The 25883-nt window shown below is 67.9% G+C and carries 24 protein-coding genes and 1 pseudogene; 5 read left to right on the forward strand and 20 right to left on the reverse strand.

The genetic code is table 11. The features are described 5' to 3' along the window. Window positions 1-7: 7 nt before the first annotated feature. A complete protein-coding gene (gene tssA, locus AGI3411_RS08025; RefSeq protein ID WP_129526850.1) occupies window positions 8-1114 on the reverse strand; it encodes a type VI secretion system protein TssA in 1107 nt (368 codons plus the stop codon). 173 nt (window positions 1115-1287) lie between these two features. Here tssA and AGI3411_RS08030 point away from each other — a divergent pair, with 173 nt between their 5' ends. The 3 genes from AGI3411_RS08030 to AGI3411_RS30065 all read left to right on the forward strand — a co-directional run bounded on the left by AGI3411_RS08030 (window position 1288) and on the right by AGI3411_RS30065 (window position 2112). Further along, entirely contained in the window at window positions 1288-1539 is a 252-nt protein-coding gene (locus tag AGI3411_RS08030; protein ID WP_129526851.1) for a hypothetical protein, read from the forward strand. 35 nt (window positions 1540-1574) lie between these two features. Next, entirely contained in the window at window positions 1575-1844 is a 270-nt protein-coding gene (locus AGI3411_RS08035; RefSeq protein WP_129526852.1) for a PAAR domain-containing protein, read from the forward strand. Between the two features lie 103 nt (window positions 1845-1947). Continuing rightward, window positions 1948-2112, forward strand: a complete 165-nt coding sequence (locus AGI3411_RS30065; RefSeq protein WP_165359105.1) for a hypothetical protein — start codon at window positions 1948-1950, stop codon at window positions 2110-2112. Here AGI3411_RS30065 and AGI3411_RS30340 read toward each other — a convergent pair. Next, window positions 2109-2192: pseudogene (locus AGI3411_RS30340) on the reverse strand (thioredoxin); the annotation flags it as partial. The gene AGI3411_RS30065 and the pseudogene AGI3411_RS30340 sit on opposite strands and share 4 nt — an antisense overlap. A 57-nt stretch (window positions 2193-2249) precedes the next feature. After that, the gene (locus AGI3411_RS08045) at window positions 2250-2999 is read right to left on the reverse strand and encodes a 5'-methylthioadenosine/adenosylhomocysteine nucleosidase (protein ID WP_129526853.1); all 750 of its coding nucleotides are present in this window, start codon (window positions 2997-2999) and stop codon (window positions 2250-2252) included. 381 nt (window positions 3000-3380) lie between these two features. Here AGI3411_RS08045 and AGI3411_RS08050 point away from each other — a divergent pair, with 381 nt between their 5' ends. Then, on the forward strand, window positions 3381-4421 hold the full coding sequence (locus AGI3411_RS08050) for a DUF2235 domain-containing protein (RefSeq protein WP_129526854.1): 1041 nt from the start codon (window positions 3381-3383) through the stop codon (window positions 4419-4421). 70 nt (window positions 4422-4491) lie between these two features. On the opposite strand, the gene AGI3411_RS08055 is transcribed toward AGI3411_RS08050, so the two are convergent. The 13 genes from AGI3411_RS08055 to AGI3411_RS08115 all read right to left on the reverse strand — a co-directional run bounded on the left by AGI3411_RS08055 (window position 4492) and on the right by AGI3411_RS08115 (window position 17308). Continuing rightward, on the reverse strand, window positions 4492-5796 hold the full coding sequence (locus AGI3411_RS08055) for an ABC transporter substrate-binding protein (RefSeq protein WP_129526855.1): 1305 nt from the start codon (window positions 5794-5796) through the stop codon (window positions 4492-4494). 36 nt (window positions 5797-5832) lie between these two features. Next, a complete protein-coding gene (locus AGI3411_RS08060) occupies window positions 5833-6957 on the reverse strand; it encodes a zinc-dependent alcohol dehydrogenase family protein (protein ID WP_129526856.1) in 1125 nt (374 codons plus the stop codon). Between the two features lie 60 nt (window positions 6958-7017). Further along, window positions 7018-7770 carry a glucose 1-dehydrogenase gene (locus tag AGI3411_RS08065; RefSeq protein WP_129526857.1) on the reverse strand — a complete coding sequence of 251 codons (753 nt, stop codon included), beginning with the start codon at window positions 7768-7770 and terminating at the stop codon, window positions 7018-7020. A gap of 27 nt (window positions 7771-7797) precedes the next feature. Continuing rightward, the gene (locus AGI3411_RS08070; RefSeq protein ID WP_129526858.1) at window positions 7798-9234 is read right to left on the reverse strand and encodes an aldehyde dehydrogenase family protein; all 1437 of its coding nucleotides are present in this window, start codon (window positions 9232-9234) and stop codon (window positions 7798-7800) included. Between the two features lie 18 nt (window positions 9235-9252). After that, window positions 9253-9909 carry an ABC transporter ATP-binding protein gene (locus AGI3411_RS08075; RefSeq protein ID WP_129526859.1) on the reverse strand — a complete coding sequence of 219 codons (657 nt, stop codon included), beginning with the start codon at window positions 9907-9909 and terminating at the stop codon, window positions 9253-9255. A gap of 4 nt (window positions 9910-9913) precedes the next feature. Beyond that, window positions 9914-10654 (reverse strand): ABC transporter ATP-binding protein, encoded by a 741-nt coding sequence (locus AGI3411_RS08080; protein WP_129526860.1) that lies wholly within the window; start codon window positions 10652-10654, stop codon window positions 9914-9916. A gap of 2 nt (window positions 10655-10656) precedes the next feature. Next, window positions 10657-11637 carry a branched-chain amino acid ABC transporter permease gene (locus AGI3411_RS08085; RefSeq protein WP_129526861.1) on the reverse strand — a complete coding sequence of 327 codons (981 nt, stop codon included), beginning with the start codon at window positions 11635-11637 and terminating at the stop codon, window positions 10657-10659. Further along, window positions 11637-12542: a branched-chain amino acid ABC transporter permease gene (locus AGI3411_RS08090; protein ID WP_129526862.1), complete on the reverse strand. Its 906-nt coding sequence runs from the start codon at window positions 12540-12542 to the stop codon at window positions 11637-11639. Before AGI3411_RS08090 ends, AGI3411_RS08085 begins: the two co-directional genes overlap by 1 nt. Window positions 12543-12856: 314 nt before the next feature. Then, a complete protein-coding gene (locus AGI3411_RS08095) occupies window positions 12857-13396 on the reverse strand; it encodes a DUF4340 domain-containing protein (RefSeq protein ID WP_244240285.1) in 540 nt (179 codons plus the stop codon). Then, window positions 13393-14775: a GldG family protein gene (locus AGI3411_RS08100; protein WP_129526864.1), complete on the reverse strand. Its 1383-nt coding sequence runs from the start codon at window positions 14773-14775 to the stop codon at window positions 13393-13395. The genes AGI3411_RS08095 and AGI3411_RS08100 overlap by 4 nt, the downstream gene beginning before the upstream one ends. Beyond that, entirely contained in the window at window positions 14772-15485 is a 714-nt protein-coding gene (locus tag AGI3411_RS08105; RefSeq protein ID WP_129526865.1) for an ABC transporter permease, read from the reverse strand. Before AGI3411_RS08105 ends, AGI3411_RS08100 begins: the two co-directional genes overlap by 4 nt. Beyond that, window positions 15482-16441 carry an ABC transporter ATP-binding protein gene (locus AGI3411_RS08110; protein WP_129526866.1) on the reverse strand — a complete coding sequence of 320 codons (960 nt, stop codon included), beginning with the start codon at window positions 16439-16441 and terminating at the stop codon, window positions 15482-15484. Before AGI3411_RS08110 ends, AGI3411_RS08105 begins: the two co-directional genes overlap by 4 nt. Before the next feature lie 9 nt (window positions 16442-16450). Continuing rightward, on the reverse strand, window positions 16451-17308 hold the full coding sequence (locus AGI3411_RS08115) for an N-acyl homoserine lactonase family protein (protein WP_129526867.1): 858 nt from the start codon (window positions 17306-17308) through the stop codon (window positions 16451-16453). Between the two features lie 335 nt (window positions 17309-17643). On the opposite strand from AGI3411_RS08115, the gene AGI3411_RS08120 reads away from it, so the two are divergent. Beyond that, window positions 17644-18210 carry an RraA family protein gene (locus AGI3411_RS08120; protein WP_165359106.1) on the forward strand — a complete coding sequence of 189 codons (567 nt, stop codon included), beginning with the start codon at window positions 17644-17646 and terminating at the stop codon, window positions 18208-18210. A 1-nt stretch (window position 18211) separates the two neighbouring features. Here the strand turns inward: AGI3411_RS08120 and AGI3411_RS08125 are convergent, their stop codons facing one another. The 4 genes from AGI3411_RS08125 to AGI3411_RS08140 form a co-directional block, all read right to left on the reverse strand. Continuing rightward, a complete protein-coding gene (locus AGI3411_RS08125; RefSeq protein ID WP_129526869.1) occupies window positions 18212-20185 on the reverse strand; it encodes an aconitase family protein in 1974 nt (657 codons plus the stop codon). A 10-nt stretch (window positions 20186-20195) separates the two neighbouring features. Next, a complete protein-coding gene (locus tag AGI3411_RS08130) occupies window positions 20196-21173 on the reverse strand; it encodes a Bug family tripartite tricarboxylate transporter substrate binding protein (RefSeq protein ID WP_129526870.1) in 978 nt (325 codons plus the stop codon). Between the two features lie 132 nt (window positions 21174-21305). Further along, the gene (locus AGI3411_RS08135; protein WP_129526871.1) at window positions 21306-22208 is read right to left on the reverse strand and encodes a LysR substrate-binding domain-containing protein; all 903 of its coding nucleotides are present in this window, start codon (window positions 22206-22208) and stop codon (window positions 21306-21308) included. A 63-nt stretch (window positions 22209-22271) separates the two neighbouring features. After that, the gene (locus AGI3411_RS08140) at window positions 22272-25814 is read right to left on the reverse strand and encodes an indolepyruvate ferredoxin oxidoreductase family protein (protein WP_129526872.1); all 3543 of its coding nucleotides are present in this window, start codon (window positions 25812-25814) and stop codon (window positions 22272-22274) included. Window positions 25815-25883 lie beyond the last annotated feature (69 nt).

The raw sequence follows: 25883 nt of genomic DNA on the forward strand, positions 1-25883 counted from the left end.
GCGGCCGTCAGCCGTTGCTGTCCGGCTGCTTCTGCACGCCCAGCAGTTCCTCCAGCCCCGACAGCGTCTCATCGTTCTTGAGGACGGTGCGCAGCCACAGGTGCAGCGACATCTCGCCCCAACTGGCGGCCTTGTCGGCCAGATAGGCAACCGGGCTGTGGGGTTCGGTGCGACGGAAGAACTCCGCCACCTCCCGCAACTGCGTCAGCGCCTGGTCGCGCGTTTGCAGCGGGCCGCGGGCGGGCGCGGGCCCGGACGCCACGGGCGTATGGTCGGCAGGGGTCAAGGTCGGCTCCAGGCGGGTGGCGGACGGCGCCGGCACGGCGGCGGGCGGCGGCGTCATGTCGGCCCGCACCAGCAGGCCGGCGTCGCGGGCGAAGCGGTGCGCCAGTTCGGTCACGTCCTTCAAGGCTTCGCGCACGGGAGAAAAGGCGGGGCCGTCATCGCCCAGGCGCTCGGCCAGCGTGAGTTCCAGCACGTCCACCGCGGCAAAGCAGCTCTGCAGATTGCTTTCCAGTTCCGAATAAAAGGCCGGCGGCGTATCGCGGCGCGCGGCGTCGAACTGTTCCAGCGTGAGCTTGCCGCGCGTGAGTTCGGCGGCGTTCTGCGGCGCCCGCTTGACCGCGTTGGCCAGATGCGACGCGCTTTCCCATAGCGCCGCGCCCAAGCGCCCGCCCTCGGACTGCGTCAGCGGCAGCTCGCGGACCAGTTGCTGCGATCTGGACAGCAGCCACGCCAGATTGCCCACACGCTGCTGCACATCGCCTTCGTCGGGCACGGGGTGCAGGCCGTCCCAATAGCGGCGGCACAAGCCGTCCAGCAGCAGGAAACCATCGCGCAGGCCGGCGAAGCCGCGCGTCTTGGCCCAGGCTTCGGCCAACCAGGCCGCCACGCGCACGTCCTTGCTGCGGTCGCGCAGCACGATCGTGCAGATGCTGATCACTTGCGGCCAGTCGGCCTCTTTGATGTCGATGACCCAGTCGCCCTGGTCCAGGTGCGGATCGTCGTGGCGGCGGGCTTCGCGGATGGCGTCGAACTCGGCCGAGAACACCATGTCGGCGCCGCATGGCGCATCGCCCGGAATGGGCTGCAGCAGTGTGTCGATATCGCTCATATTGGTCTTGTTGGATGACTGAACGGAGGCCCGCCACACAGGCGGCCAGCCTTCCGGAAGAGGACCGATCTTCCCATATCTGTAACGGCGTTGCGTTTGAAGATGACACGTCCTATTACAAAGCGCATCACGCACCCTGGATATCATGCGAGTTCCCCGCATCAGGAGTCGCCATGAACAAGTCATTCCACATGTTGCCCGATGGCCGTTTCATCAACGGCAAGCCGCGCCGCTGCCCTGACGGCACCTATGTCGGCGACGGCGGCCCCATTACGCGGGCGCCGGACGGCTCCTACGTGGCCGGCACGCCGCAGCGCGCGCCCAACGGCAGCTATCTTGGCGGCGACGGTCCGGTCCGCATGGCGCCCGACGGCACCTTTGTCATTGGCGTGCCTCGCCAGGCGCCGGACGGCACGTATCTGTAAGCATATATAACAAATCTGACAAACAACGAGCAGCCATGGCGCAGCTATCGGTGATACGCAAGGGCGACCGCACCTCTCACGGCGGCGTGGTCGTCACGGGCGACGAAACAGTCATGATCTTCGGCCAGCCCATGGCCCGCCTGGGCGACCGCGTCACCTGCCCCAAATGCAACGGCACCCACACCATCGTCGAAGGTGCGGCGGGCGTCAGTTCGGACCGCCGGACGGCCCTGGAAGGCATGAAGACCTCCTGTGGCGCGACGCTGATCGCCAGCCAGCAGTTCTACCGCCTCGAGCACGGCTAGGCCGCGCGGCACGCTGGGGCCGAGTGCCCGGGCCGCCGTCCTATAATCGTCTGCATACGCTGCACGCTAGGCGCCTGCCGAGGGGCAGCCGCAGGAGACCGTCATGAAATCCCCCCTGATGCACTTGATCGCCGCGCTAGCGGCCGCCCTGTTGCTGGGCGGCTGTGCCCCGGGCGAAGGCGGCCCGCCCTACCCGGGCGCGGCCAATCCCTACAGCGCCGGCGGCTTCCACGACGCCGGGCCGAACTACCCCAACACGGGGCGCTAGGCCCGGCCGAAGTGGCGATAAACGATGCGGCCCTGCTTGTCGATCAGGTAGACCGCCGGCCAGTACGGGTTGCGGTACGCGGCCGAGATGCGCGTTGACGCGACAAGCAGCGGCTCGCTATCGGTCTTCGCGCTGGATCAGGCGTCCGACAAGGCGCCCGACTTCAGCAAGGGCGCCAGGATGCCCGCCGTGTAGACCCGCGCCACGTTCTCGAGGAACGCAGTGAAATCGGCTTTCGCGGCGTGGTCGGCCCGGTCTGAAACCACGCGCATCACTGCGAAGGGAATGTCGAATTCATAGCAGATCTGCGCCATTGCCGCGCCCTCCATCTCCACGCAGAGCGCGTCCGGCAGGCGCTTGCGCAACACCTGGGCCTCGTCGACGCGATTGACGAAGACGTCTCCGGTGGCGATCAGGCCGGCGTGGACCCTGGCGTTTGCGCGCGCACCGTCCGCCATGCCCCCGGCGCGCAGGAAGTCCTGGGCACTGTCCTGCAACAACCGGCTCAGGGCCGCATCCGACTCGAAACAAGCACGGCCCAGCAACGGGATCTCGTGTTGGCCGAACAGGGGCCGCGCATCCATATCGTGCTGCATCAAGGTGCTGGCGATCACCACGTCGCCCACGTCCACCGCCTCGTGCAGGCCGCCCGCCAGGCCGGTGAAGATCACCCGCGAAACCTGGAACTCCCGGATGACGATGGACGCCGTTGCCGCGGCGGCCACCTTGCCGATGCGGCTTAGCGCGATCACGCAGGGCGTGCCCCACAGCGTACCGACATGGAAATCGCGCATCGCGATGCGGTGAACGGCCGCGCCAGGATCCATCGCCGCCAGCAGATCGGCAATTTCCTCGTGCAACGCGCCCAGGATGGCCAGACGTCCCATCGTGTTCTTTCTCATTGAATGGCATTGAAGGCACAACAGCTCGGATCGCGGCGCCTGTCCGAAACGGCCTGGCCGCTCTGTGTCGCAGCGTATCAGCCGAACCGAAGGATACCGCAGCAACCTGGATACCATCCCTGCCTCTATCGGATTGCGCCTAATGCCGTAGCCGTGCCTCCGCGCTCCGGCATGCGCCCTTTCTGCCGCGCAGGCACGGATCATCGGATGGCTACCGATTAGCTAGCCTCAACGGCGGTGTACGTCCTTCCAGCAGGGAAACCACGCGCCCGGCGCCCCGCGCGCCGCATGCTAGCTTACGTCCCGCGGGCGCGGACCCTGCCAGCAGCAGATTCTTGGAAAGGCTTGATCTGTGGGGAGGCCATCATGGTGAAGAATCTCGCCGTATTCTTCGACGGAACCTGGAACGAACCCAATGACCGCACCAATGCCTACGAGCTCTACAAGGCGGCGCCCGAGACCAGCACGCAGGAAACGCTCTACATCGAAGGCGTCGGCACGCAAGGCCAGGGTCTGTGGGCCGCAATGGACAGATTCATGGGCGGGGCCTTCGGCGCGGGGCTGTCCGCCAACATCCGCGCAGGCTACCGCTGGCTGTGCCACCGGCACGAACCGCTGGACCGCATCTTCCTGTTCGGCTTCAGCCGCGGCGCCTACTCCGCCCGCAGCCTTGCCGGTATGGTGCGCAAATGCGGCCTGCTGAACGCACCCTCGGAGGCCGGCGTCGAAGAGGCCTACGCCCTGTACCGTGACGACTGCAAGCCCGCCTCGCTGGAAGCCACCGCGTTCCGCGCGAAATTCTCGCGTGAAACCGACCTGCACTTCGTCGGCGTCTGGGACACGGTGGGCAGCCTGGGCATTCCCGTGGGCGGCATTTCCTTTCCGGGCTTCTCGACGTTCTACAACTTCCACGACACCGAACTCAGCAACCACGTCCACCACGCGTATCACGCCATCGCCGCCAATGAGTTCCGCGAGCCCTACTTCCCCACGTTGTGGACACGCCTGGCCGGTTCGGAGCCCCGGCCGCCCGAGCGCCCCGTGGAACAGCGCTGGTTCATCGGGGCCCATTCGGACATCGGCGGCGGATACCGGGACGGTAGCCTGCAGACGCTGCCGGCCGCATGGCTGCAGGAAAAGGCCCGGGAGGTAGGCCTGGAGGCCGGCGTCGCCCAGCGGATCGCTACGGACTACGAGCAGTGCGAACCGCATGACTCGTCCCGGGAATTCACGCAAAAGGTGTTGATCCACGTGCGCAAGCGTCCCCGCCAGTGGGATGGCGCCCGGGTGCTGAACCTGACGGTGGACGACCGGCTGGTCAAGCGCTTCGCGCGCAGCCAGGAGTTCCTGAAGGAGTACCCGGACTTCAAGCACGCGCTGGAGCAGCTGCCGGTGTCGCGCCAATAGGCGCGGCGGATGAAAAAAATGCCCCGGCGACCGCTCGCCAGGGCAAAGTCCTGCACACTGCACCGATTGCTCAGTTCGAATACACCTTGATCTGGTCGCTCTTCAGCACGTCCGGGGTCAGGCTCTTTTCGATCCATTCCATGGACGTGTCGGTCACGCCCGGGGTGACCAGCTCGGCCGGCACGATCGTGATATCGGCCAGCACCTTGAACGGGTACTTGTCGCTCTTCTTCGTCACGCCGAACAGCTGCGCCTCGAGGCCCTGGCCGTCGGCCCGGTGCATCTTCACGTCACGGCCGAAGCCCTTGAAGGTCACGTCGTGCATGGCGGCCGCCACCTGCTCGGGGGAGGGCCAAGCGCCGCCGTTGGCCTTGATGGCCTGCTCGTAGCCGGCCTTCAGGCCTTGTATCGCCTGCACCATGTGGTAGACGGAGTAGATCGGGTAGGCGCCGGTCTTATCGTGGAATTTCTTCACGAAAGCCTGGTGCTGCGGATCGTCCTTGGTCTCGGGATGCTGGAAGTAGTGGTCGCCGCGGGCGCCGACGTAGACGCCTTCAGGCAGCGCGTTGCCCAGGCGTTCCAGCGAGCTCTCGGCCAGGGACAGCACGAAGGTCGAGTTCTTGAACAGGTTGCGCTGCGAGGCCTGGCGCACGAAGTTGTCCAGGTCGCCGCCCCACGACGTGGAGAGGATGACGTCCGGACGCAAGGCCTGCAGGCGGCTGATTTCAGTGGAGAAATCGGCTGCTCCGAACTTGGGGAACATCTCGGCCACTACCTTGACATCGGGTTTGAACTTCTTCAGCGCGGCCAGGAAGATATCGCGCGAATCGCGGCCCCAGGCGTAGTCCTGGTTGACGATGGCGATGGTCTTGAAGTCGGGCTTGACCTTCATCAGGTATAGCACCTGCGCGACCATTTCGGTGGTGGCGTTGGCCTGCGTGCGCACCACGTACTTGTACTTCTTGCCTTCCAGCGCCTTTTCCGTGCCGCAGTCCCACAGCACGTTCAGCACTTTCAGGTCTTCGGCCACGGGCGCAACGATATTGCAGTGACCGCTGGAAATCGCCGACAGCATGACCCGCGTGCCGCCCTCCGCCAGGCGGCGGTATTCCGACAGCAGCTTCTCGCCGCCGCCGCCTTCGTCGATGTAGCTCGGCACCAGCTTCACGCCGTCGATGCCGCCACTGGCGTTGATGTCCTGGATCAGGATCTCGGCAGCGTCGCGCGCCGGCACCCCGAATACCGAGGCCGAGCCCGACAGATAGGTCGAAATGCCGATGTTCAGTTCCTTGGGCTTGTCCGCCGCATGGGCCAGCGCCGCGGCGCCGGACAGCAGGGAGGCGCCCAGAAGAGCCGCCAGTCTTGAGAGTTTCATGGTCTAGTCTCCAGTGTTGTTATCGGGTCTGTGCCCTTAGAAAACGATGGCGTCGCGCAAGCTGCCGCCGGTGGCGAGGTGATCGAACCCCTCGTTGATCTGGTCCAGCGAAAACGATTTGCCCATCATCCGGTCGACGGGCAGCCGGCCCGCCTTGTACAGATCGATGTAGCGGCTGATGTCGATGGCAGGCACGCCAGACCCCAGATAGCTGCCCCGGATCTCGCGTTCTTCGCCCACCATCTGCGACAGCGACAGCGGAAAGTTGAACTTGGGATTGGGCAGGCCCGAGGTCACGGTCGCGCCGCCGCGGCGCGTCAGCTTGTAGGCGGTTTCAAAGGCCGGCACGGCGCCGGCCATGTCGAAGCCGTAGTCGACGCGGCCGCCGGCCAGGTCGAACAGGTCGTCGTCCGACGTCACCTGCCTGGGATTGACCGCGTGCGTCGCGCCCAGCTCCTTGGCGAGCGCGAGCTTCTCGTCGCTGAGGTCCACCGCGACCACGCGGCGCGCGCCGGCGGCGACGGCGGCCAGCAGTGCGCTGAGCCCTACCCCGCCCAGGCCGACGATGGCTGCCGTGTCGCCCATCTTGATGCGGGCGCGGTTGATGACCGCGCCCGCGCCCGTCAGCACGGCGCAGCCGAACAGCGCGGCCTCGCGGTGGCTGAGCTCGACATTGACCTTCACGCAGGACCGGCGCGACACCACGGCGTACTCCGCGAAGCAGGACACGCCCGTATGGTGGTTGATGTATTCGTCGCCGATGTGCAGGCGGCGATCGCCGCCCAACAGGGTGCCCTTGGTGTTGGCCGCCGCGCCCGGTTCGCACAGCGCGGGCCGCCCTTCCATGCAGGGATTGCAGCAGCCGCAGCTGGGCACGAACACCATGGCGACATGGTCGCCCGGTTTCAGGTCCGTCACGCCAGGGCCCGCCTCCACGACTTCGCCGGACGACTCGTGCCCCAGCACGATAGGCACGCCGCGGGGCCGGTCGCCGTTGATGACCGACAGGTCGGAATGGCACAGCCCGGCCGCCTTGATCCGGACCAGCACTTCGCCGAAGCCCGGCGGGTCCAGCTCGATCTCGGCAATGCTCAATGGCCGGGTCCGGGCATAGGGGCCTTCGACTCCCACTTCCCGCAACAGCGCCGCTCTGATTTTCATTTGCCTATCATCCACAGAAAGAAGGAAAACGCCCGGGCAGAGCCGGGCTTGCGGCCTGCGCTATACCGTGCGGCCGCCGTCCACCGGAAACTCGACGCCGGTGATGAACTCGGCCGCATCGCTGGCCAGGAACAACGCCGCCGCCGCCACGTCGGATGGCTGGCAGAAGCGGCCCAGGGGAATGGTCGACACGAACTTGGCCCGGTTCTCCGGCGTGTCCGGCAGGCCCATGAATAGCTCGAACATGCCCGTGATGCCCATGACCGGGCAGATGGCGTTGACGCGGATGCCGTCGGGGCCCAATTCCACGGCCATGGACTTGGACAGCACGTTGACGGCGCCCTTGGACGCGTTGTACCAGCTGAGTCCCGGGCGCGGACGGATGCCGGCGGTGGAGCCCACGTTCAGGATCACGCCGCGCTTTTGCTCGCGCATGACGGGCACCACGGCCTGCGCCATGTGATAGATCGACTTCACGTTGATGTCGAACATGCGGTCGAACATGGCCTCGTCCACATCCAGCATGGGCTGGTTCTTGTGGGTGATGGCCGCATTGTTGACGACGATGTCCACGGAGCCGAAGGTCTCGCGGCAGACGCGCACGGCATTGTCGATGTCGGCGCGGCTGGATACGTCGGCCTTGACCGCCAGCGCGGCGGGGCCGACCTCGCGCGCCACGCGGTCCGCGGCCTCTTTGTTGATGTCGGCGATGACGACCTTGGCGCCTTCCTTGGCGTACAGCTTGACGATGCCTTCACCGAAACCGCTGCCGCCGCCCGTGACGATGGCGACCTTGCCTTGCAACTGACTCATTTCCTGTCTCCGTTTTTTGTCCGGCGATCACTCGCCATAGAATTGGATGATCGTCTTGGTCGTGCTCATTTCTTCCAGCGCGATGAAGCCCTTCTCGCGTCCGTGGCCGCTCTTCTTCACGCCGCCGAACGGCAGTTCCACGCCACCGCCAGCCCCGAAGCCATTGAGATATACCTGGCCGCACTTGATGCCGCGCGCCACGCGTTGCTGGCGTCCGCCGTTTTCCGTCCAGACCGCGCCCAGCAGGCCGTAGTCGGTGGCATTGGCCAGGCGGATCGCCTCGGCTTCGTCGGCAAAGGGCAGCGCCACCAGCACCGGCCCGAAGATTTCCTGGATCAGCAGGTCGCTGTCGTGGGTGGCCGCGCTGAAGAGCGTCGGCTTGACGAAGTACCCGCCTTCCGGCACACCGTCGGCGATGCCGCCTTCGGCGACCACTTTCAGGCCGTCCGCCAGGCCCTTGGCGATGTAGCGGTTGACGCGGTCGAACTGGGCCTTGTTGACGACTGGGCCGCAGGTCAGGTCCATGTCGGGCGTGCCGGCGCGCACCTTGGAGAACTCGTCGGCCAGCGCCTTCATGAAGTCCGCATAGATGCCCTGCTGCACCAGCAGGCGGCTGCCGGCCGTGCAGGTCTGGCCAGCGTTGTGCACGATGCCCTTGACGATGGCCGGGATGGCCAGACGGTAGTTGGCGTCGTCGAACACGATGTGGGCCGACTTGCCGCCCAGTTCCAGCACGCACTTGACCGCGTTCAGCGCGGCGGCCTGCTGGATCAGTACGCCTACCTCGTTGGAACCGGTGAAGGTGATGAAGTTGATGTCAGGGTGGCGCGACAGGCTGGCGCCGGCTTCTTCGCCCAGGCCCGTCACGACGTTCAGGGCGCCCGCGGGGAAGCCCACTTCCAGGGCCAGCTCGGCCACGCGGATGATGGACAGGCAGGCGTCCTCGGCCGGCTTGACCACCGCGGCATTGCCCATGGCCAACGCCGGCGCCACGCTGCGGCCGAACATTTGCGCGGGATAGTTCCAGGGAATGATGTGAGCGGTGACGCCCAGCGGTTCGCGGATCAGCTGGACGGAATAGTCTTTCTGGAAGGGGATGGTCTGGCCGTGCACCTTGTCGGCGGCGCCGCCGTAGAACTCGAAATAGCGCGCCAGCACCGTGATGTCGGCGCGTGCTGTGGACATGGGCTTGCCGGTGTCGCGCGACTCCAGGCGGGCCAGCTCTTCATGGTGCGCCAGCACGCTCTCGCCCAGGCGCAGCAGCAGCCGGCCGCGTTCCAGCGCCGTCATGCCGCCCCATTCGCCGTCCAGCGCGCCGCGCGCGGCCTGCACGGCGGCGTCGACGTCGGCCTGCTGGCCGCGCGGGATCGTCGTGAACACCTTGCCGTCTACCGGCGAAACCACTTCGATGCTGCGGCCGTCGGCCGCGTCGACCTGACGGCCGTTGATGATCATCTGCGTCATGGAAAGTCTCCGTTGAATTCAGTTCAGGGAGATCGAGCCGCGCTCGATCGTCCAAATCTGGTCCGGGATGTCGCCGAGCAACTTCACGTTGGACTCGGTGATCACCACGCATAGGTCGGGCTGCAGTTCCTTCAGCCGCGCCAGGGCTTCGGTGTAGTCGCGCGCCAGCTTGGGCGCGAGGCCCTGGAAGGGCTCATCCAGCATCAGCAGGCGCGTGCCGACCATCACGGCGCGCGCCAGCGCCACCATCTTTCCCTGGCCGCCGGACAGCGCCGAACCCGAACGTTTCAGCATCGGCTCCAGCTGCGGCACCACCTTCAGCACCGCGGCGACCCGCGCCTGGATCTCGTCCTTGGACTGCCCCTGCACTTCGCAAGGCAGGTGCAGGTTTTCTTCCACGGTCATCGTAGGAAAGATCACCCGGTCTTCGGGCGCGTAGCCCACTTTCAGCGCCGCGCGCCGGTGGCCGGGCAGCGCGGTCAGGTCAGCGCCGTCGAAGGCGATCTTGCCGGACTTGATCCGCGTCAGGCCCATGATGGTGCGCAACAGCGTGGTCTTGCCCGCGCCGTTGCGGCCGACGATGCCGATGGTCTTGGCGGATTCGAACGTGGCGCTGACGTCGCGCAGGATGCGATTGCCGGCCAGGTCTACATTGACGCCCGATAGGTTCAGCATATTCTCAGGCTCCCAGCACTTCGCTTTTGATCTGCGCGTTGTTCAAGACTTCATCGGGCGTGCCGTCGGCGGCCACCTTGCCCGCGATCCATGCCGCGACGCGCGTGGCGTAGCGCGACACGATGTCCACGTCGTGCTCGACGAACCAGCTGGTCACGCGCCGTTCGTCCAGCGCGTGCATGACGGTCTCCATCAGGCCGAACTTGTCTTCCGAGGCCACGCCGCTGGTGGGCTCGTCCATGATCAGCAGCTTGGGCCGCAGCGCCAGCGCCATCGCCACGTCCAGCAGCTTGCGCTTGCCCTCGGGCAGGCCGATGGACGGCTCGTCCGCTTCCGGCAGCAATCCGACCAGGTCCAGCGTGGCATCCACCTCCTTCGCGTCGATCGTGCTTTCCAGCGAGCGGAACCAGCTCAGTTCCTTGTTGCGCCGGGCCGCGGCAATCTGCACGCACTGGCGCACGGTGTGCTCGGTGAACAGCTGCGGCAGCTGGAACGAACGCCCCAGCCCCAAGCGCACGATCCTGCGCGGCGCCATCGCCGTGACGTCGCGGCCGCCGAAATAGACCTTGCCCTTGGACGGCGCGAGGTAGCCCGTGCAGATGTTGATGAAGGTCGTCTTGCCCGCCCCGTTCTGCCCGATCACCGCCAGGCGCTCGCCTTCGTGCAATTCGAAGTTGATGTTGTCGGCGGCCACCACGCCACCGAAGGCCAGGTACAGGTCTGTCGTCTTAATGAGGGGTTTCATCGTCAATTCCTCACCGGGATCTGCAGCGGGGATTTTTCCCGGGCCTGCGCCCGGTTCTGCGCGGCGACGCGCTTCATGATCTGGCCGACGAAGCCGGAGGGGAACATGAAGATCACCAGGATCAGCGTCAGGCCCAGCAGGAACTGCCACAGCCCGGGGAAGTAGGCGGCCGACACCAATTTGACGGTCTCGAATCCCACCGCGCCCAAGAAGGCGCCCGCCGCATGGCCCGCGCCGCCCAGGATGGTGATGAACACGAATTCGCCGGAACGCAGCCACGACCCGATTTCAGGCGTGACCAGCCCCTGCATCAGCGCCAGAATGGCGCCCGAGAAGCCCACCACGACGGCCGACAGCAGATAGCCCTTCCACATGATGAAGTAGGCGGAAAATCCGAGGTATTCGAGACGCGTTTCGTTGGTCTTGATCGCGGACAGAGCCTGGCCGCTGCCCGACCGGAAGTAGCGTTGCACCCACCAGGCCAGCGCCAGCGACAGCACGAGCGTCAGCACCAGCAGGGCGCGTTCGAAGGATTCCCGTTCGAGCGTGAGGCCGGCGATGACGGGGCGCACGATGCGCAGCCCATCGGAGCCGCCGGTCAGCGTGTAGAGCTTCCCGAGAAGCGCGAACAGCACCATGCTCAGCGCCAGGTTGAGCATGCCGAAGAAAATGCCGCGATACCGCACCACGAACAGGCCGATCACGATCGCCGCCAGGAAGCTGGCCAGCACGCCGGCCAGGATCAGCGTCAAGGCGTCCGTGCCCGGCATGGCGCGGGCCAGGAAGGCCACGGTATAGGCCGAAATGCAGGAATACATCGCATGGCCGAACGAGACCTGCCCCGCGCGGGCCATCACCGACACGCCCAGCGCCGCGATGGCGTAGGTGAGGCCGATGACGATGGGCGTGATGGTCCAGGAATAGGTGTAGCCAAGGACGAGCGTGGCCAGCGCGGCCAGCAGGCTGAGTACAGGCACTTTCATCAGATCGTCCTCGCTTGGGCCACGGTAAACAGGCCGTGCGGCCGGATGATCAGGACCAGCACCATGATGATGTAGGGCACCGCGACTTCCAGTTCCGGCGCCGCATAGACGGCGATGGCGCGGATGATGCCGATCAGCAGCGACGCGATCAGCGCGCCGGTGATCTGGCCCAGGCCGGCCGTGGCCACCACCGCGAACGACAGCACGGTCATGTCCGTGCCCGCGCCCGGCACCAGCGACGTGGTCGGCGCGGCCATGGCGCCGCCCAGCGCGCCCAGCATCGTGGCGATCACGAAGGTGACGTAGCCGATCTTCTTGGCATTGATGCCCAGTGACGTGGCGACCTCGCGGTTGTGCGTGGTGGCCACCGTCTGCTTGCCCAGCTTGGTGTGGCGCAGGAAGAATTCCAGGCACACATACGCCAGCAGCGCCGTCACCGGCACCACCACCAGCTGGTAGGTGGTGTAGGTGATCTCGCCGAGCTCGATGTTCCCCAGCCGGTTGACCACCTCGCTGGCGCTATAGGGCTGCGCGCCCCACAGCAGGCGCTGGATGTCTTCGAGCATGAGGAAGCCGCCGAAGGTAAGCAGCAGCTTCAGGATCGGGTCGTAGTTCTGGGCGCGCCGGATCAGCAGGAATTCCATGATGCTGCCCAGCGCGAGCCCCACCGCGACCGCCGCCACGAACAGCGCGGCAAACAGCAGGATGGGGGAGTCCGTCTTGGGCGCCAGGAACATCACGAGGCTGGCGGCCGCGTAGCCGCCGAACGCGTAGAAGGCGCCGTGGGCGACGTTCAGGATGCCCATCACGCCGAACACGAGGGTTAACCCCATTGATACCAGGAACAGCAGGCTGGCATACGCCACGCCGTCCACCAAGGCGAGAGGCAGTAGATCCAAGGTCAAGCGTTTTCTCCCATTACGCGGAGTGCCCGCCGCGCCCGCGCAACCGTTGCCGCGGCAACGGAATCGCGAGCCTTGCTGTGCGGGCCTCCGCCCTGGCGCGCGCGGCGCGCCCATGTCTCGTTATCAACCTTGCCGCATCCGCCGGCAGCGTATTGCGAGACGGACGGGAAGGCGCTTATCCGACAGGTTTCGCGGGCCGTTGAGGGACGGGCGGAACCTGTCTGTTAATGGATTTGAAGTATAGGTATGCGCCTGTTCAGCGACTATTTATCTTTGTGCAAGCCAGGTTTCGCGAGCGGTAGAGAGGCGGCGCGTCAAGGGTTGCCCTGAGCCATCGCCGCCAGCGGCGCCCGCGTCTGATAGGCGGGAACGATCCGGATCTGCGGCTCGCCCGGCACCTGCACATAACGGCCTAGTCCGTCTGGCGCAAGCGCGCCGACGTCCAGGCTCGCCAGCGTGGCCCCGGCGGCATCGCGCACGTCGATGCGCAACTGCGGCGGCGCCAGGCCATAGGGCTGATCCGGCTGCGGCGCCAGCACGCGGTCGCTGCGTGCCTGCGAAAACAGCGCCACGAATTCCCCCGCATCGAATCCCCTGCCCGCCCCCGGCGGCGCGGCCGTCCAGCCCTGGGCGTCCCGGTCCATCCGCAGGGTGGTGTCCGGCGTGGCCAGGATCACCTGGGCCGCCTTGGACGCGTCCCAAGCATAGAGGCGCGCGGGCTTGCCGGAATCATCGTGCAGGTGGGTATGGCCGTCTCGCCCGCCCGCCGGTTCGGCCGCCTCGCGCCACTGCCACAGCGACAGGCCGATGCCCGCCGCCAGCAGCAGCGACCATCCGGCGCGAACGGCGTTCACCGGCGCCTCCACCACATCAGCAGCCCGGCCAGAAGCGCCAGCAGGGGCAAAGCCACGGTGCTGGTCCAGAAGACCGTGCGCATCTGGCGGTTGGTCAATTCCACCCGGCGGCTCTCGTAATGGCGGGGCCGGATCGTCAGCAGCGCATCCTCGCCCGCCAGTAGCGACACCGCGTTGGTGAACAGCGCGCCGTTGCCCAGCGTGGCGAAATGGCGGTTGGTCGCGAAGTCGCTGTCGCCCGCGACCAGCAGCGTCGGCCGCGCCGACCCGTCCTCGCCGGCCGCCTGCGCGTTGCGCGTGGCCAGCGCCATCAGCGCATAGCGCGCGGCGGGCCGGCCGGGCAGCTGCGCCTGGTCCGAGGTCTGCGCCAGCGGTGTCACCACCACGCCCCGGGGCAGGCTGTCCCCCGCCGGTTCCAGGCCCGCGGCGCCCGGGAAGAAACTCAGGGGCAGGCCGCGCGTCATCTTGTGGCGCGTATAGTCGCTGACGGCCGGACTGCCAGGATCGTTGCGATAGTGGCTGGCGGGATCCGCCAGCGCGCCCGCCGGCCGCGCGATCCCGAAGGCGCCCAACAGGCCTTCCAGGCCGTGCAGCGCGTCCGGTTCGAGCAATAGCAGGGTCTTGCCGCCGGCCAGGGTCCAGTCCCGCAACGCTTGCGCGTCGCTGTCGCCGAAGGGCGCGCGCGGGCCGGCCGCCACGACGACCGCGCATTCCGGCAGCGCCTGCGCCAGGCCGCCCGCATTCACGCCACGGGTGGCGAACCCCAGGGTGCGCAAGGCGTTGCGGGCCAGCGCCATGCCGTGCTGCTCATGCACCTCCACGCGGGCCACCAGGTTTTCGTCGCCATCGTGCTCTTCCAGGTCGTCCAGCGACGACAGGCTGTCGAGCGGGGCCTCGCGGTGGCCTTGCGTAAAGCAGACGGTCTGCGCGCCGCGCTGCCCGATACGGATCAGCGCGTTGGTGAAATCGGTTTCGGTGCCGCCATTGATCGTCATCCTGCGGGAGCCGGAAACCAGCACGGCGCTGCCGGCGAACTGGATGCCCGCCTCGCGCGCCTCGGCCGGGCGCAGCGCGGGGTCCACGCCGCGCACGCGGATCAGCGGATTGGCGCGCTCGTACTGGCGCAGCAGCTCCAGCGCGTCGACCATGCTTTTGTTGCGCAAGTCGTAGAACCAGGTCACCTCCACCGGCTGGCCGACCTGGCGCGCCACCTCGACGCTTTCCGGCGCCAGACTGTACAGGCGCTGGGCGGTGAGGTCGACGCGGCCCAGATGGCGCGCGGCCCAGAGGTTCAGGGCCAGCAGCAGCGCCGCCACGGCCATGATGGGCAGCCACAGCGCCAGGCGTTGGCCGGCCCGGCGCAAGGAATGGCGGTTCATCGCAGCCTCCAGCGCTTCAGGTTGACGGCCGCCACCATCAGCGCCAGGACCGTCAGGCTGGCCAGCGTGACCGTGGCCGGGCCGGGCAGCACGCCGCGAATGAAATCCACGTGCTGTGCCGACAGCGACAGCGCCTGGAAGAACGGGGACAGCGCCGGAAAGGCGTCCAGCGCCGCGGGGTAATCGATGAACCACAACAGCACCAGGATGCCCCAGGTCGCGCTTGCCGCCACGATCTGGTTGGTGCAGGCGCTGGACACCGCGATGCCGATGGCCAGGAACAGCGCGCCATAGAGGAACACGCCGATATAGCCGCCCGCGATGGGTCCGTAGTCCGGCTGTCCGTACCAGGCCAGCGGCAGCACCGCGGACGCCGTGCCCGCAAGCATCAGCGCCAGCACGGTCAGCCCCGCCGCGTACTTGGCCGCCACCAGCGTGAAGTCCGGCAGCGGCAGGGTCAACAACAGTTCCAGCGTGCCTTGCCGCGCCTCCTCGGCGAAGGCCCGCATGCTGACCAGCGGCATTACCAGGATCAGCAGGATGGTCATGTTGTGGAAGGCGGTCACCATCTGCCCCGTGCTGACGAAGAACAGGTTGAAGCTGAACAGGTAGCCCGACAGGGCCCAGAACACGGCCACCACCGCAAGCGCCACGGGCGATCCGAAATCGGTGCGCAACTCTTTGCGGTACAAGGCGAAGAATCCCCTCATGCGCGCCTCCGCAATGGTGTGTTGCCAGCCGCCAGTGCGGCCAGCAGCCGCGCCTCGACGGCGTCCTGCATCGACAGGACCGCGCGCAGCTCCGCGTGCGCGAGCACGATGCGCAGCACGGCATCGCAGGTTGCCCCGCCGCCCGACTGGCTGTCCCAGCCGATGCGCCACTTGCTGTGCATCGCGTCCACGGTCTCGGCATCGACTCCCTTGACGCCCGGGCAGGCGGACAGCGCCGCGCGCAGGGCAGCGTGGCGCGCCTGCGGCAGCGCCAGGCTCAACTGCAAGGCCGCCGGCGCCTCGCCCAGCGCGGCATCCTCCACCAGCCGCCCCTGGCGCAGGATGGCGATGCGCGTGCACAACGCCTCCACCTCCTGCATCAGATGGCTGCTGAACACCACGGCACGCCCTTGCGCGCAGCGCCGGATCATCGCGCGCGCCTCGACGATCTGCACCGGATCCAGCCCGTTGGTGGCCTCGTCCAGCAGCAGGACCGGCGGATCGTTCAGCACGGCCTGCGCCAGGCCCACGCGTTGCCGCTGCCCCTTGGAGAGGCGGCCGATGACCGTGCGGGCCACGCCTTGCAGGTCGAACCCGTCGATGGCCCGCTCGATCGCCTGCCGCCGCGCCCCGGCCCCGCCGGCGACCTTCACCCCGGCGACGAAGTCCAGGTATTGCGACACCGTCAGCGCGTCGTACAGCGGCGCGCGTTCCGGCAGGTAGCCGATATCCGCGTTGCCGCGCCCCGCGGCCGGCCGGCGGCCGCGGATCGTGATGCTGCCGCTGTCGGGCGCATAGAAGCCCGCCATCAGGCGCAAGGTGGTGGTCTTGCCGCTGCCGTTCGGGCCCAGCAGGCCCACGATCTCGCCCGGGCCCACGGAAAGGCTCAGGGAGTGCAGGACCTGGCGCGGCCCGAACGACTTGCAGACCTCATGCAAGGCGACAACCGGCTGCATGGCGCGCCCTCAGTCGAAGACTTTGGTCTTGGCGTTCTGCGCGTGCTGCTCCGCATCATGGCTGTACCAGAGCTGCCCCTGGCGCGCGTCGCGGATCTGCTTCAGGCGGTCGATGGCCAGCATGGACGCCGCCGTGTTCCAGGTAATGCCCGGGATCACGCCCGCCTCGTTCTCGCCCGTGTAGATCGCGTCCGCCGCCAGCAGCACGGTGCCGGTGTTCTTCAGCTTGACCTGCAGGGACTGGTGGCCCTGGGTGTGGCCCTTGGTGTCCAGCAGCACGATGCTGCCGTCGCCGAAGAGATCGAAATCGCCCTCCACCTGGATGAAGTCGTAGTCCCGCGTGGTGTCGAAGTCCTTCATGACGTAGGCCGCGCGCTGGAATTTTTCCGGCCACCAGGCGGCGCGCAGCTCCGCCTTCTGCACGACGTGGCGCGCCTTGGGGAACATCTTGATATTGCCGGCGTGGTCCAGGTGGAAGTGCGAATAGACGACGTACTTCACGTCGTTCACGTCGAAGCCCGCGGCCTTCAGCTGGCGGTCGACGACCTCGTCGCGCCCCTGGATGGAATTGAACGCCCCGCAGAGCCCCTGGCCCCAATAGTTGGCGCAGTTGCCGTCGGCCGTGCCCTGGTTCATGCCGGTATCGAACAGCACCAGCCCGCGAGGATGCTGGATCACGTAGGCGGGCACGGGAATCTTGATCTTGGTGCCCACGTCGACCATGGCGGTCATGAAGCCCTTGTCCAGCTCGATCTTGCCGACGGACAGCTGCATCAGCTTGATGTCCGGCGGCGCATCGGCCGCGTGGGCCCATCCGCCCGCCATGACCGCCGCCGCGCCTAACAACGTTTTCCAACTCTTGCTCATTGTTGTCTCCTCGAACCAACAGGGGACCGCAGCCGGACGGCCGCGGCCGATCAGCAGGCGCCCGGTGTCTCCCGGGTTCGCCGCTGGCGTGCAAAGGGCAGGATGTCTTCTGTGTGCGGGCTTCTCGGCGGCCGCGCAGGTCCGCGCGGCCGGAAACGGCGTCTGGCGGCCGTTTTCCATGATGCGCAACTCTGACCCAAGCCCGAGGGAATGCCAATTGAGAATTGCTTAAGCAGGGCTTCAGCCGGCGCGAAGTAGCGGGGAATCCCTAATGGCTTGCGCGGCATGGCAATATGGACATCCGAATTTTCCGCTACCCAACGGACCGCCCGCCCATGAACCAGCCCTTCACCCCGCCCAGCTACCGCAATGCGCCCGACGTCACCTGGAGCACCGCAGACCTGTGCGACAGCTGCATGGACGATCCCGCCTGGGGCCTGCGCGTGCTGCCGCCCGTGTTTCGCCCGTACGGCGGCAGGCCCTGGTATTTCGGCGAAGTGGTGGCGATACCCTCGCCGGACGCGGACGGCGCGCTGTCGCTGGCCGGCTTACTGGCGGAACCCGGGCAGGGCCGGGTGCTGGCGGTGGACGCGCTGGGCAATGCCGCGCACGCGGTGCTGGGCGACCGCATGGCCGCCATGGGCGTGCAGAACGGCTGGAGCGGGGTGCTGCTCAATGGCTATGCGCGCGACGCCCAGGAGCTTGCGCGCATGCCGCTGGGCATCCATGCCCTGGGCACGATGCCCAACCGGCCGCGCAACATGGCGCCGGCGGCCGCGGGAACGCGCGTGCAGATTCAGGGCGTCGGGATCCGCAGCGGAGACTGGCTGTACGCCGACGCCGATGGCGTCGTGCTGCTGTCCCGCCGCCACACCGACGCGCCCGAAGCGCCCGCGGGCTGAATCAAGGCGCGTGCCGCGCCTGCAATTCCGCGAACGAAATCAGTTCGCCCGCCAGCGCGCTGGCCATGACCGTGGGCGGGCTGGCCAGCCAGACGCTGCCGGGGCCCGAGCGCCCCGGGAAATTGCGGTTGATGGCGCTGACCGTCACCTGCCCGGCATCGATGGATGATCCCGGCCCGCAATTGGCGCAGGCGCCGCAGGATGGTTGCAGGATGCGCGCGCCGGCCGCCGCGAAGGTCCGGTCGTAGCCCCGCGCCACGCAATAGTCGCGCACGGCGGTGGTGCCGTACTGCAGGTACAGGGCGACGCCCGGCGGGATGCTCAGCCCGCGCGCCACCGCCCAGGCCAGCACCTCATGATAATGGTCGAAGTCTTCGCGCTTGCCGGCGGTACAGGATCCGCCGTACGCGATATCGACGCGAGGACGTTCCCGCAGCGTGGCCAGGGCCACGCCGTTGCCGGGATCGCCCGGCGCCGCCACCAGGGGAGACAGGGCGCAGCAGTCCACCCGCAACGTCGCGGCGTAGGCGGCGTCGGGGTCGCTGCGCATCCACGGTTCGATCGCCACGTCCACGCCGCGCCGCTCACGCAGGAAACGCGCGGTCTCGGCGTCCGGCGCCACGATCCCGGTCAGGCCGCCCAGCTCGGCGGTCATGTTGGTCAGCGTGGCGCGTTCATCGATGGACAGGGCGGCCACCGCCTCCCCCGTGAACTCGAACACTTTGCCCACCCCCGCCCCCGAACGGATTTCAGGCAGGGCCAGCAAATGCAGCACGACGTCCTTGGCCGTCACGCCGGACGGCAGCGTCCCCGCCAGTTCCACCCGCAACGATTCGGGCACCGTCAAGCGCACGGCGCCGGTCACGAAGGCGTTGGCCATATCGGTCGTGCCCACGCCGAACGCCACGCAGCCCAGCGCGCCGCTGTGCGGCGTATGCGAATCCGTCCCCACCACGACCTGGCCCGGCAGCGCGTAACACTCCGCCATCATGGCGTGGGAAATACCCGCGACATTGGCGCCAGCATCGCGGGCGGCCTCGGCCTCGGTCAGCGTGCGGTGCTGGCGCAGGCCATAGGCCTCGGCGAAGCCGCGCTGCGCCTGGCACATCACGCGCACGTTGGGAACGATGCCTGCCCGCACGTGATTGGGACTTTCGTCCACGTAGGAGGTATGGTCCTCGAAAACCACGATGCGCTCGCGATCGACCAGGCGCAGCGGCCTTCCGAAGCGGGCATGCAGCATATGGGCCGCCATGCCGGTGTAGTACTCATGGATGAAGCGCCAGTCCGCCCGGACAAACACACCGCCGCCCGGCCCGGGCGCCGCCGGCGTCACGGCCGTCCGCAGCAAGTGGCGCCGGATGATCTTCTCGAACAGGGTGCGCGGCGCCGCGTCTTCGGCGGCCGGCTGCGGCTCGATGCCGCCCAGCTGCGCCTGGCCGAAGGCCAGCAGCCCCCCTGCCCTGACGATGGCGGCGGCCAGAGCGTCGCGGCCCGCGACGATCTCGTCCACCGTGACGGCCGCGCCCTGCCGCAGGCGTTCCACCAGGCTCATATCGGTGCTGGTGTACAGGCCGATGTTGTCGGCGTTCTGCCGATAGATGCGCTCGAAGCTCTCTGCGATCACCAATCGGACTCCGGCGGACTTCTCCGCCATGGGGCTGTGCTCGCGCGAAGACCCCTTGCCGTAGCGCTTTCCGCCCACGACCACGTTCACGCCCGCCCGTTTGATCGCGTCCATGCCGATCGGCAGCGCATCGCCGGCCCGCAAGCCGGTATACGGATAGCGGCCCAGCTGCTCGTCGAAATGGGTCAGGATCGGAACCGGCGTGATCTCGTCGGTAGAGATATCGTCGCGCAGCGGTTGCGCCTGGCGCAGCGTCAGGGCCGTCCCCGCTAGCTGCGCCGTCACCCGCGCCGGATCGCGCGACAGGAAAAGCAGCCGGGCCGGCTCATCGAGTACGTAGGTCGCCATCTGATTCGCGCTATTCGGGAGTGACCGCCGCGGCCTTCACCAGGGCCTGGCTCTTGGAGATCTCGTCGGCCAGCGTCCGGACCGCGGTCTCGGTGCTGCTGCCCTGCGACACAAAGCCTTGCGGGCCCAGCGTCTTCAGGACGGCCTGGTCCTGCATGGTCTGCTGCGTGGCTGCCTGCAGCCGCTGGACGATGCCCGCCGGCAGGCCGGCCGGTCCGATCAGCGCGATCCAGGCGTCATACGAATAGCCCTTCACCCCAGACTCGTCCAGGGTCGGAACGCCGGGCAGCACGGCGACGCGTTCGGGCGTGCTGACGGCCAGCGCGCGCAGCTTTCCCGCCTGCACCTGCGCAAGCACGGAGGGCACCGCCAGAAACGCCACCTGGATCTGGCCGGACATGACGTCCGTGATCAGGGCGTTTCCGCCGCGATAGGGAATGTGCATCATGTCGACGCCGGCCCGGGATTTCAGCAGCTCGCCCGCCAGGTGCAGCACACTGCCGCTGCCCGACGAGCCGTAGTTGATCTTGCCCGGTTGCGCCCGGGCGGCAGCCAGCAGCTCGCCGATGTTGCCGTACGGCGAGTTCTCCGCCGCCACCATGACCAGCGGCGTCGTGCCGATGACGGAGATCGGCGTGACATCCTTCACCGAATCGTACGGCATGCTTTTGTACAGGCTGGGATTGATCGCGTGATTGGACGACACGATGGCCAGCGTGTAGCCGTCGGGCTTGGCCGCCACCAGTTGGCGGGTGCCGGGGATGCCAGCCGCGCCGGCCAGGTTCTCAACGATGAGGGGCTGGGCCAGCGTCTTGCCCAGATTCTCGGCCACCACGCGCGCCACGACGTCCGCGGTGGAACCGGGCGAGGTCGGCACGATCAGGCGGATCGGACGGTCCGGGTAGTCAGCCGCAAGCGCCTGCGCGCCGGGGCCCAGGATGCTGAGCGCGAGCATACAGCCCGCGAGGAATCGGATGGGGGGATTCATGTTGTCTCCTTATGAAGCGCAGCGGGGTCTCGTTGCCCCGTCCCGTCGCATGACGCGCTTCGACTATAAGGAGATGCCGCCGATCGCCGAAGTGTCCTCTTGGCACGGCAGCCATCGCGAACCGAGATGGCGTCAGCCCTGTTGCGCCAGGAACTTGACCAGCGTGGCGGCCGTGGCGGACAACTGGCCCTGGTCCAGGAGAACGATGCAGAGCTGGCGCTGCGCCCATTCGTCGGACAAGGGCCGCACGACCACGTCCAGCGATTGCAGGTACAGCTCGGCCACCTGCTGCGGCATGACCGCGATGCCCAGGCCCGCGTGGGTCATGCGGCATAGCGCATCCAGGCTCGCGACGCGGATCTTGACCGACAGCGTGGCGCCCAGCGCCGCCGCCTGCGCCGCCAGCTGCTGCGTCAGCGCGCTGTTTTCGCGCAGGCCCACGAAGGTCTCGCCCGCGATGTCCTGCAGGCTCAGCTGCCGGGCCGCCGCCTTGGGGTGCCTGGCCGGCAGCATGACCGCCAGCCGGTCGCGGCGGTAGGGAAGCTGCTCCACCCCCGGCGCGCCGGGAATGCGGTTGCAGATTCCGAAATCCGCGGCGCGCTCGCGCACCAGACGCAGCACGTCCGGGCTGTGCTGCTCTTCCAGATCGATGTCCACCTCCGGAAACAGGCGCTGGAACGCCGCGACGTCCTCGGGCAGGAACTGCACGATCGCCGACAGGTTCGCCACCAGCCGCACGTGGCCCTTCACGCCGGCATATAGCCGCGAGAGCTCCGCCCCCATGGCCTCGACGTCGCCGATGATGCGCCGCGCATGGCGCAACACGGTCTGTCCCGCCGGCGTCACGGTCACGCCGCGGGTATGGCGCTCGATCAGCGCCAGGCCGACCAGCGATTCCATGTCGGCGATCCGCCGGCTGACGGCGGACGGCGCGATGAATTCGCGCTCGGCGGCCCGCGCGATGCTGTTCTCCTGGCACACCGCGACGAACAGCCGCAGCGAAGTCAGATCGAGTTTGCGTAGGAGGTTTTCCATGTCTGGGCAGCGGGGACGCGGCGGCGCCCCTTAACGTCGGGGATCGTACACCACGCCCTCGCCTCAGGCCGCCAGGGAGTCCCGCGCCTGCCCCCGGTAGCGTTCCCACAGCGCGGCTTCGCGCGAACGCGCCCGTTCGACGCCCTGCTCCTTGACGTGGCCGTAGCCGCGGATGTCGTCCGGCAGCGCCGCCAGCGCCAGCGCCGCGTCGCGATTGCCAGCATCCAGCGTCCGCGAGAATTCCGCCGCCAGGCCGAGGTAATCGGCCGCCAGCTGCCGTTCCATACGACGCTCGGCGGTCTTTCCGAATACGTCCAGCCAAGTCCCGCGCACCCGCTTCATGGGCGCAAGCAGGCGAAACACCTGCGCCATCCATGGGCCGAAGACACGCTTGCGCAGCCGGCCCTGCGCGTCGCGCCGCGCGGTCGCGGGCGGCGCCAGGTAGTAGCGCAAGCGGTAATCGCGCCCCGGCTCGCCTTCGAATTGCTCGCGCAGCCGGGCCTTGAAGGCCGGATCCACATACAGGCGGGCCACTTCGTACTCGTCCTTGTAGGCCATCAGCTTGGCCAGGTTGCGGGCGACCGACAGCGTCACCTCGAAGCCGCCCGGGTCCGCCAGCAGGGCCTCGCGGGCACGCACCGCCTCGACGGCGGCCACGAACCGCGCCGCGTACGCCTCATCCTGGTAGGCCCGCAAGTGCCCGGCCAGGCGCTTGATCCGGCCGTCCAGGGATTCGGGCAGCGCCAGCACCTGGGCTTTGCGCGCCGGCCTGAGCGCCTCGGCGCCCAGATGCGCCGCCTGACGGCCAAGCTCGAAAGCGGCCAGGTTCTTGTCGACCGCCACGCCATTCAATTCGATCGCGCGCCGCAGGCTGTCCAGCGATAGCGGCAGCCCGCCCTGCTGCCAGGCATAGCCCAGCAGCAGCGGATTGGCGTAGATGCCATCGCCCAGCAGCGCCTCGGCCAACGGCCCGGCTTCGATGAAGTCGCAATTGCCGCCCGTGCTCCGCGCCAGCGCGGCCTCGGCCTGGGCGCCGGGAAAACGCCAGCCCGGCTGCGACAGGAACGCCGCCGTCGGCGCCGCGGTGCTGTTCACCACGGCCCGGCCATGGTCCGGACGCAAGCGCGACAGGACTTCGGGCGACGCCGACACCAGCGCGTCGCAGCCGATGACCAGGTCCGCCTCGCCCAACGCCACGCGCGTGGCGTGCAGGTCGTCGGGGCGATTGGCCAGCTGCACGTGGCTGAGCACTGCGCCGCCCTTCTGCGCCAGGCCCGCCATGTCCAGCACCGTCACCCCCTTGCCTTCGATATGCGCGGCCGCGCCCAGCAGCGCGCCGATAGTCACGACGCCGGTGCCTCCCACGCCCGCGATCACCACGCGATACGCCGCGCCGGCGGGAATATCCGCGCGGCCGGGCTGCGGCGCCTCGGGCAGCACCGGCGCCCCCGCCGCCGCGGCGGGCTTGCGCAGGGCTGCGCCTTCGGCCGTCACGAAGCTGGGGCAGAAGCCCTCGACGCAGGAAAAATCCTTGTTGCAGGACGATTGGTTGATGCGGCGCTTGGTGCCCATCGGCGTATCCAGCGGCTCGACGGACAGGCAGTTGGACTTCACGGAGCAATCTCCGCAGCCCTCGCAGACGGCCTCGTTGATGAACGCCCGGCGCAACGGATCGGGATAGTCGCCGCGCTTGCGGCGGCGGCGCTTCTCGGTAGCGCAGGTCTGGTCGTAGATCAGCACCGTCGTGCCCGTGATATCGCGCAGCGCGCGCTGCACATCGTCCAGCGCCGCGCGGTGATGCACTTCCACCGCCTGCGGCAGGGCGCCCGCGCCGGCGTACTTCTCCGGCTCGTCGGTCACCACCACGGTCTTCACCACGCCCTCCGCCAGCATCTGCGCGGCGATCTGCGGCACCGTCAGCACGCCGTCCACGGGCTGCCCGCCGGTCATCGCGACCGCGTCGTTGTAGAGGATCTTGTACGTGATGGACGCGCGCGCCGCGACCGCCGCCCGGATCGCCAGCAGCCCCGAATGGAAATAGGTACCGTCCCCCAGGTTGGCGAAAATATGGCGTTCGGACGTGAAATCCTTCTGGCCCAGCCAGGCGACGCCCTCTCCGCCCATCTGGCTGAAGGTGTCGGTCTTGCGGTCCATCCACATCGCCATATAGTGGCAGCCGATGCCGGCCACCGCGCGCGACCCTTCGGGCACGCGGGTAGACGTATTGTGCGGACAGCCCGAGCAGAACCAGGGCTTGCGTTCTTCCACCAGCGTGGGCCGGGCGGCCTCGCGCTCCTTGGCGTCGATGACCGCGAGCCGCGCCGCGATACGCGCGCGCAGCGCCTCGGACAGGTCCGCCTTGTCCAGGCGCGCGGCGATCGCCCGCGCGATCAGCGCCGGCGACAGCTCATGGCGCGCCGGCAACAGCCAGCCACCGCGCGGCGTGGACCATTCCCCGCCGCCGTGCTCGCGCTCGTCGAACTTGCCGTACACACGCGGCCGCACGTCGTCGCGCCAGTTGTAGAGTTCCTCCTTCAGCGCGTACTCCAGGATCTGGCGCTTTTCCTCGACCACCAGGATTTCCTTCAGCCCCGTCGCGAACTCGCGCGCGCCCTGGGCGTCCAGCGGCCAGATACAGCCCACCTTCAGCACGCGTATGCCCGCCTCGCGGCAGGCGGCCTCGTCCAGGCCCAGGTCGTTCAACGCCTGACGCACGTCGAGATAGGCCTTGCCGGCGGTCATGATGCCGAAATGCGCGCGCGGCGAATCCAGCACGACCCGGTTCAGCTTGTTGGCGCGCACATACGCCAGCGCCGCATACCATTTGTGGTCCAGCAGCCGTGCTTCCTGCGCCAGCGGCGAATCCGGCCAGCGGATGTTCAGGCCGCCTTCGGGCAGCGGATCCTGCGGCAGCACGATACGCACCCGCTCCGGGTCCACGTCCACCGACGCGCTGGACTCCACCACGTCGGTCACGCACTTCATGGCCACCCACAACCCGGTGTAGCGGCTCATGGCCCAGCCATGCAGGCCGTAGTCCAGGTATTCCTGCACGTTGGAGGGGTACAGCACCGGAATGCCGCTGGCGATCAGCACATGTTCGGACTGGTGCGCCACCGACGAGGACTTCGCGGCGTGGTCATCCCCCGCCAGCATCAGCACGCCGCCATGCGCCGACGTGCCGGCGGAATTGGCGTGCTTGAGCACGTCCACCGACCGGTCCACGCCGGGGCCCTTGCCGTACCACATGCCGAACACGCCGTCGCGGGCGGCACCCGGGAACAGGTTCAGTTGCTGCGATCCCCAGACGGCGGTGGCCGCCAGGTCCTCGTTCACGCCCGGCTGGAACACCACGTCGTGGGATTGCAGGTGCCGCTTGGCCTTCCACAGCGCCTGGTCCAGCCCCCCCAGCGGCGATCCGCGGTAGCCCGAAATGTAGCCGCCGGTGTTCAGGCCGGCCTGAAGGTCGCGCGCTTTCTGCATCAAGGGCAGGCGCACCAGGGCCTGCGTGCCGCTCAGGTAGATGCGCCCTTGGGTGCGGGTGTATTTGTCGTCCAGCGTCAGGCCATGGGTATCGGCCGCGCCGGCGGAAAGTGAGGCGTTCACGCTTGTCTCCTGCGTTCCAGGTTTTGATGTTTTCCGCAGTGTAGGAACGGCGCTGGTTATCGTATATTC

Source organism: Achromobacter agilis (assembly GCF_900496965.1).
GTDB classification, from domain to species: Bacteria; Pseudomonadota; Gammaproteobacteria; order Burkholderiales; family Burkholderiaceae_B; genus Achromobacter; species Achromobacter agilis.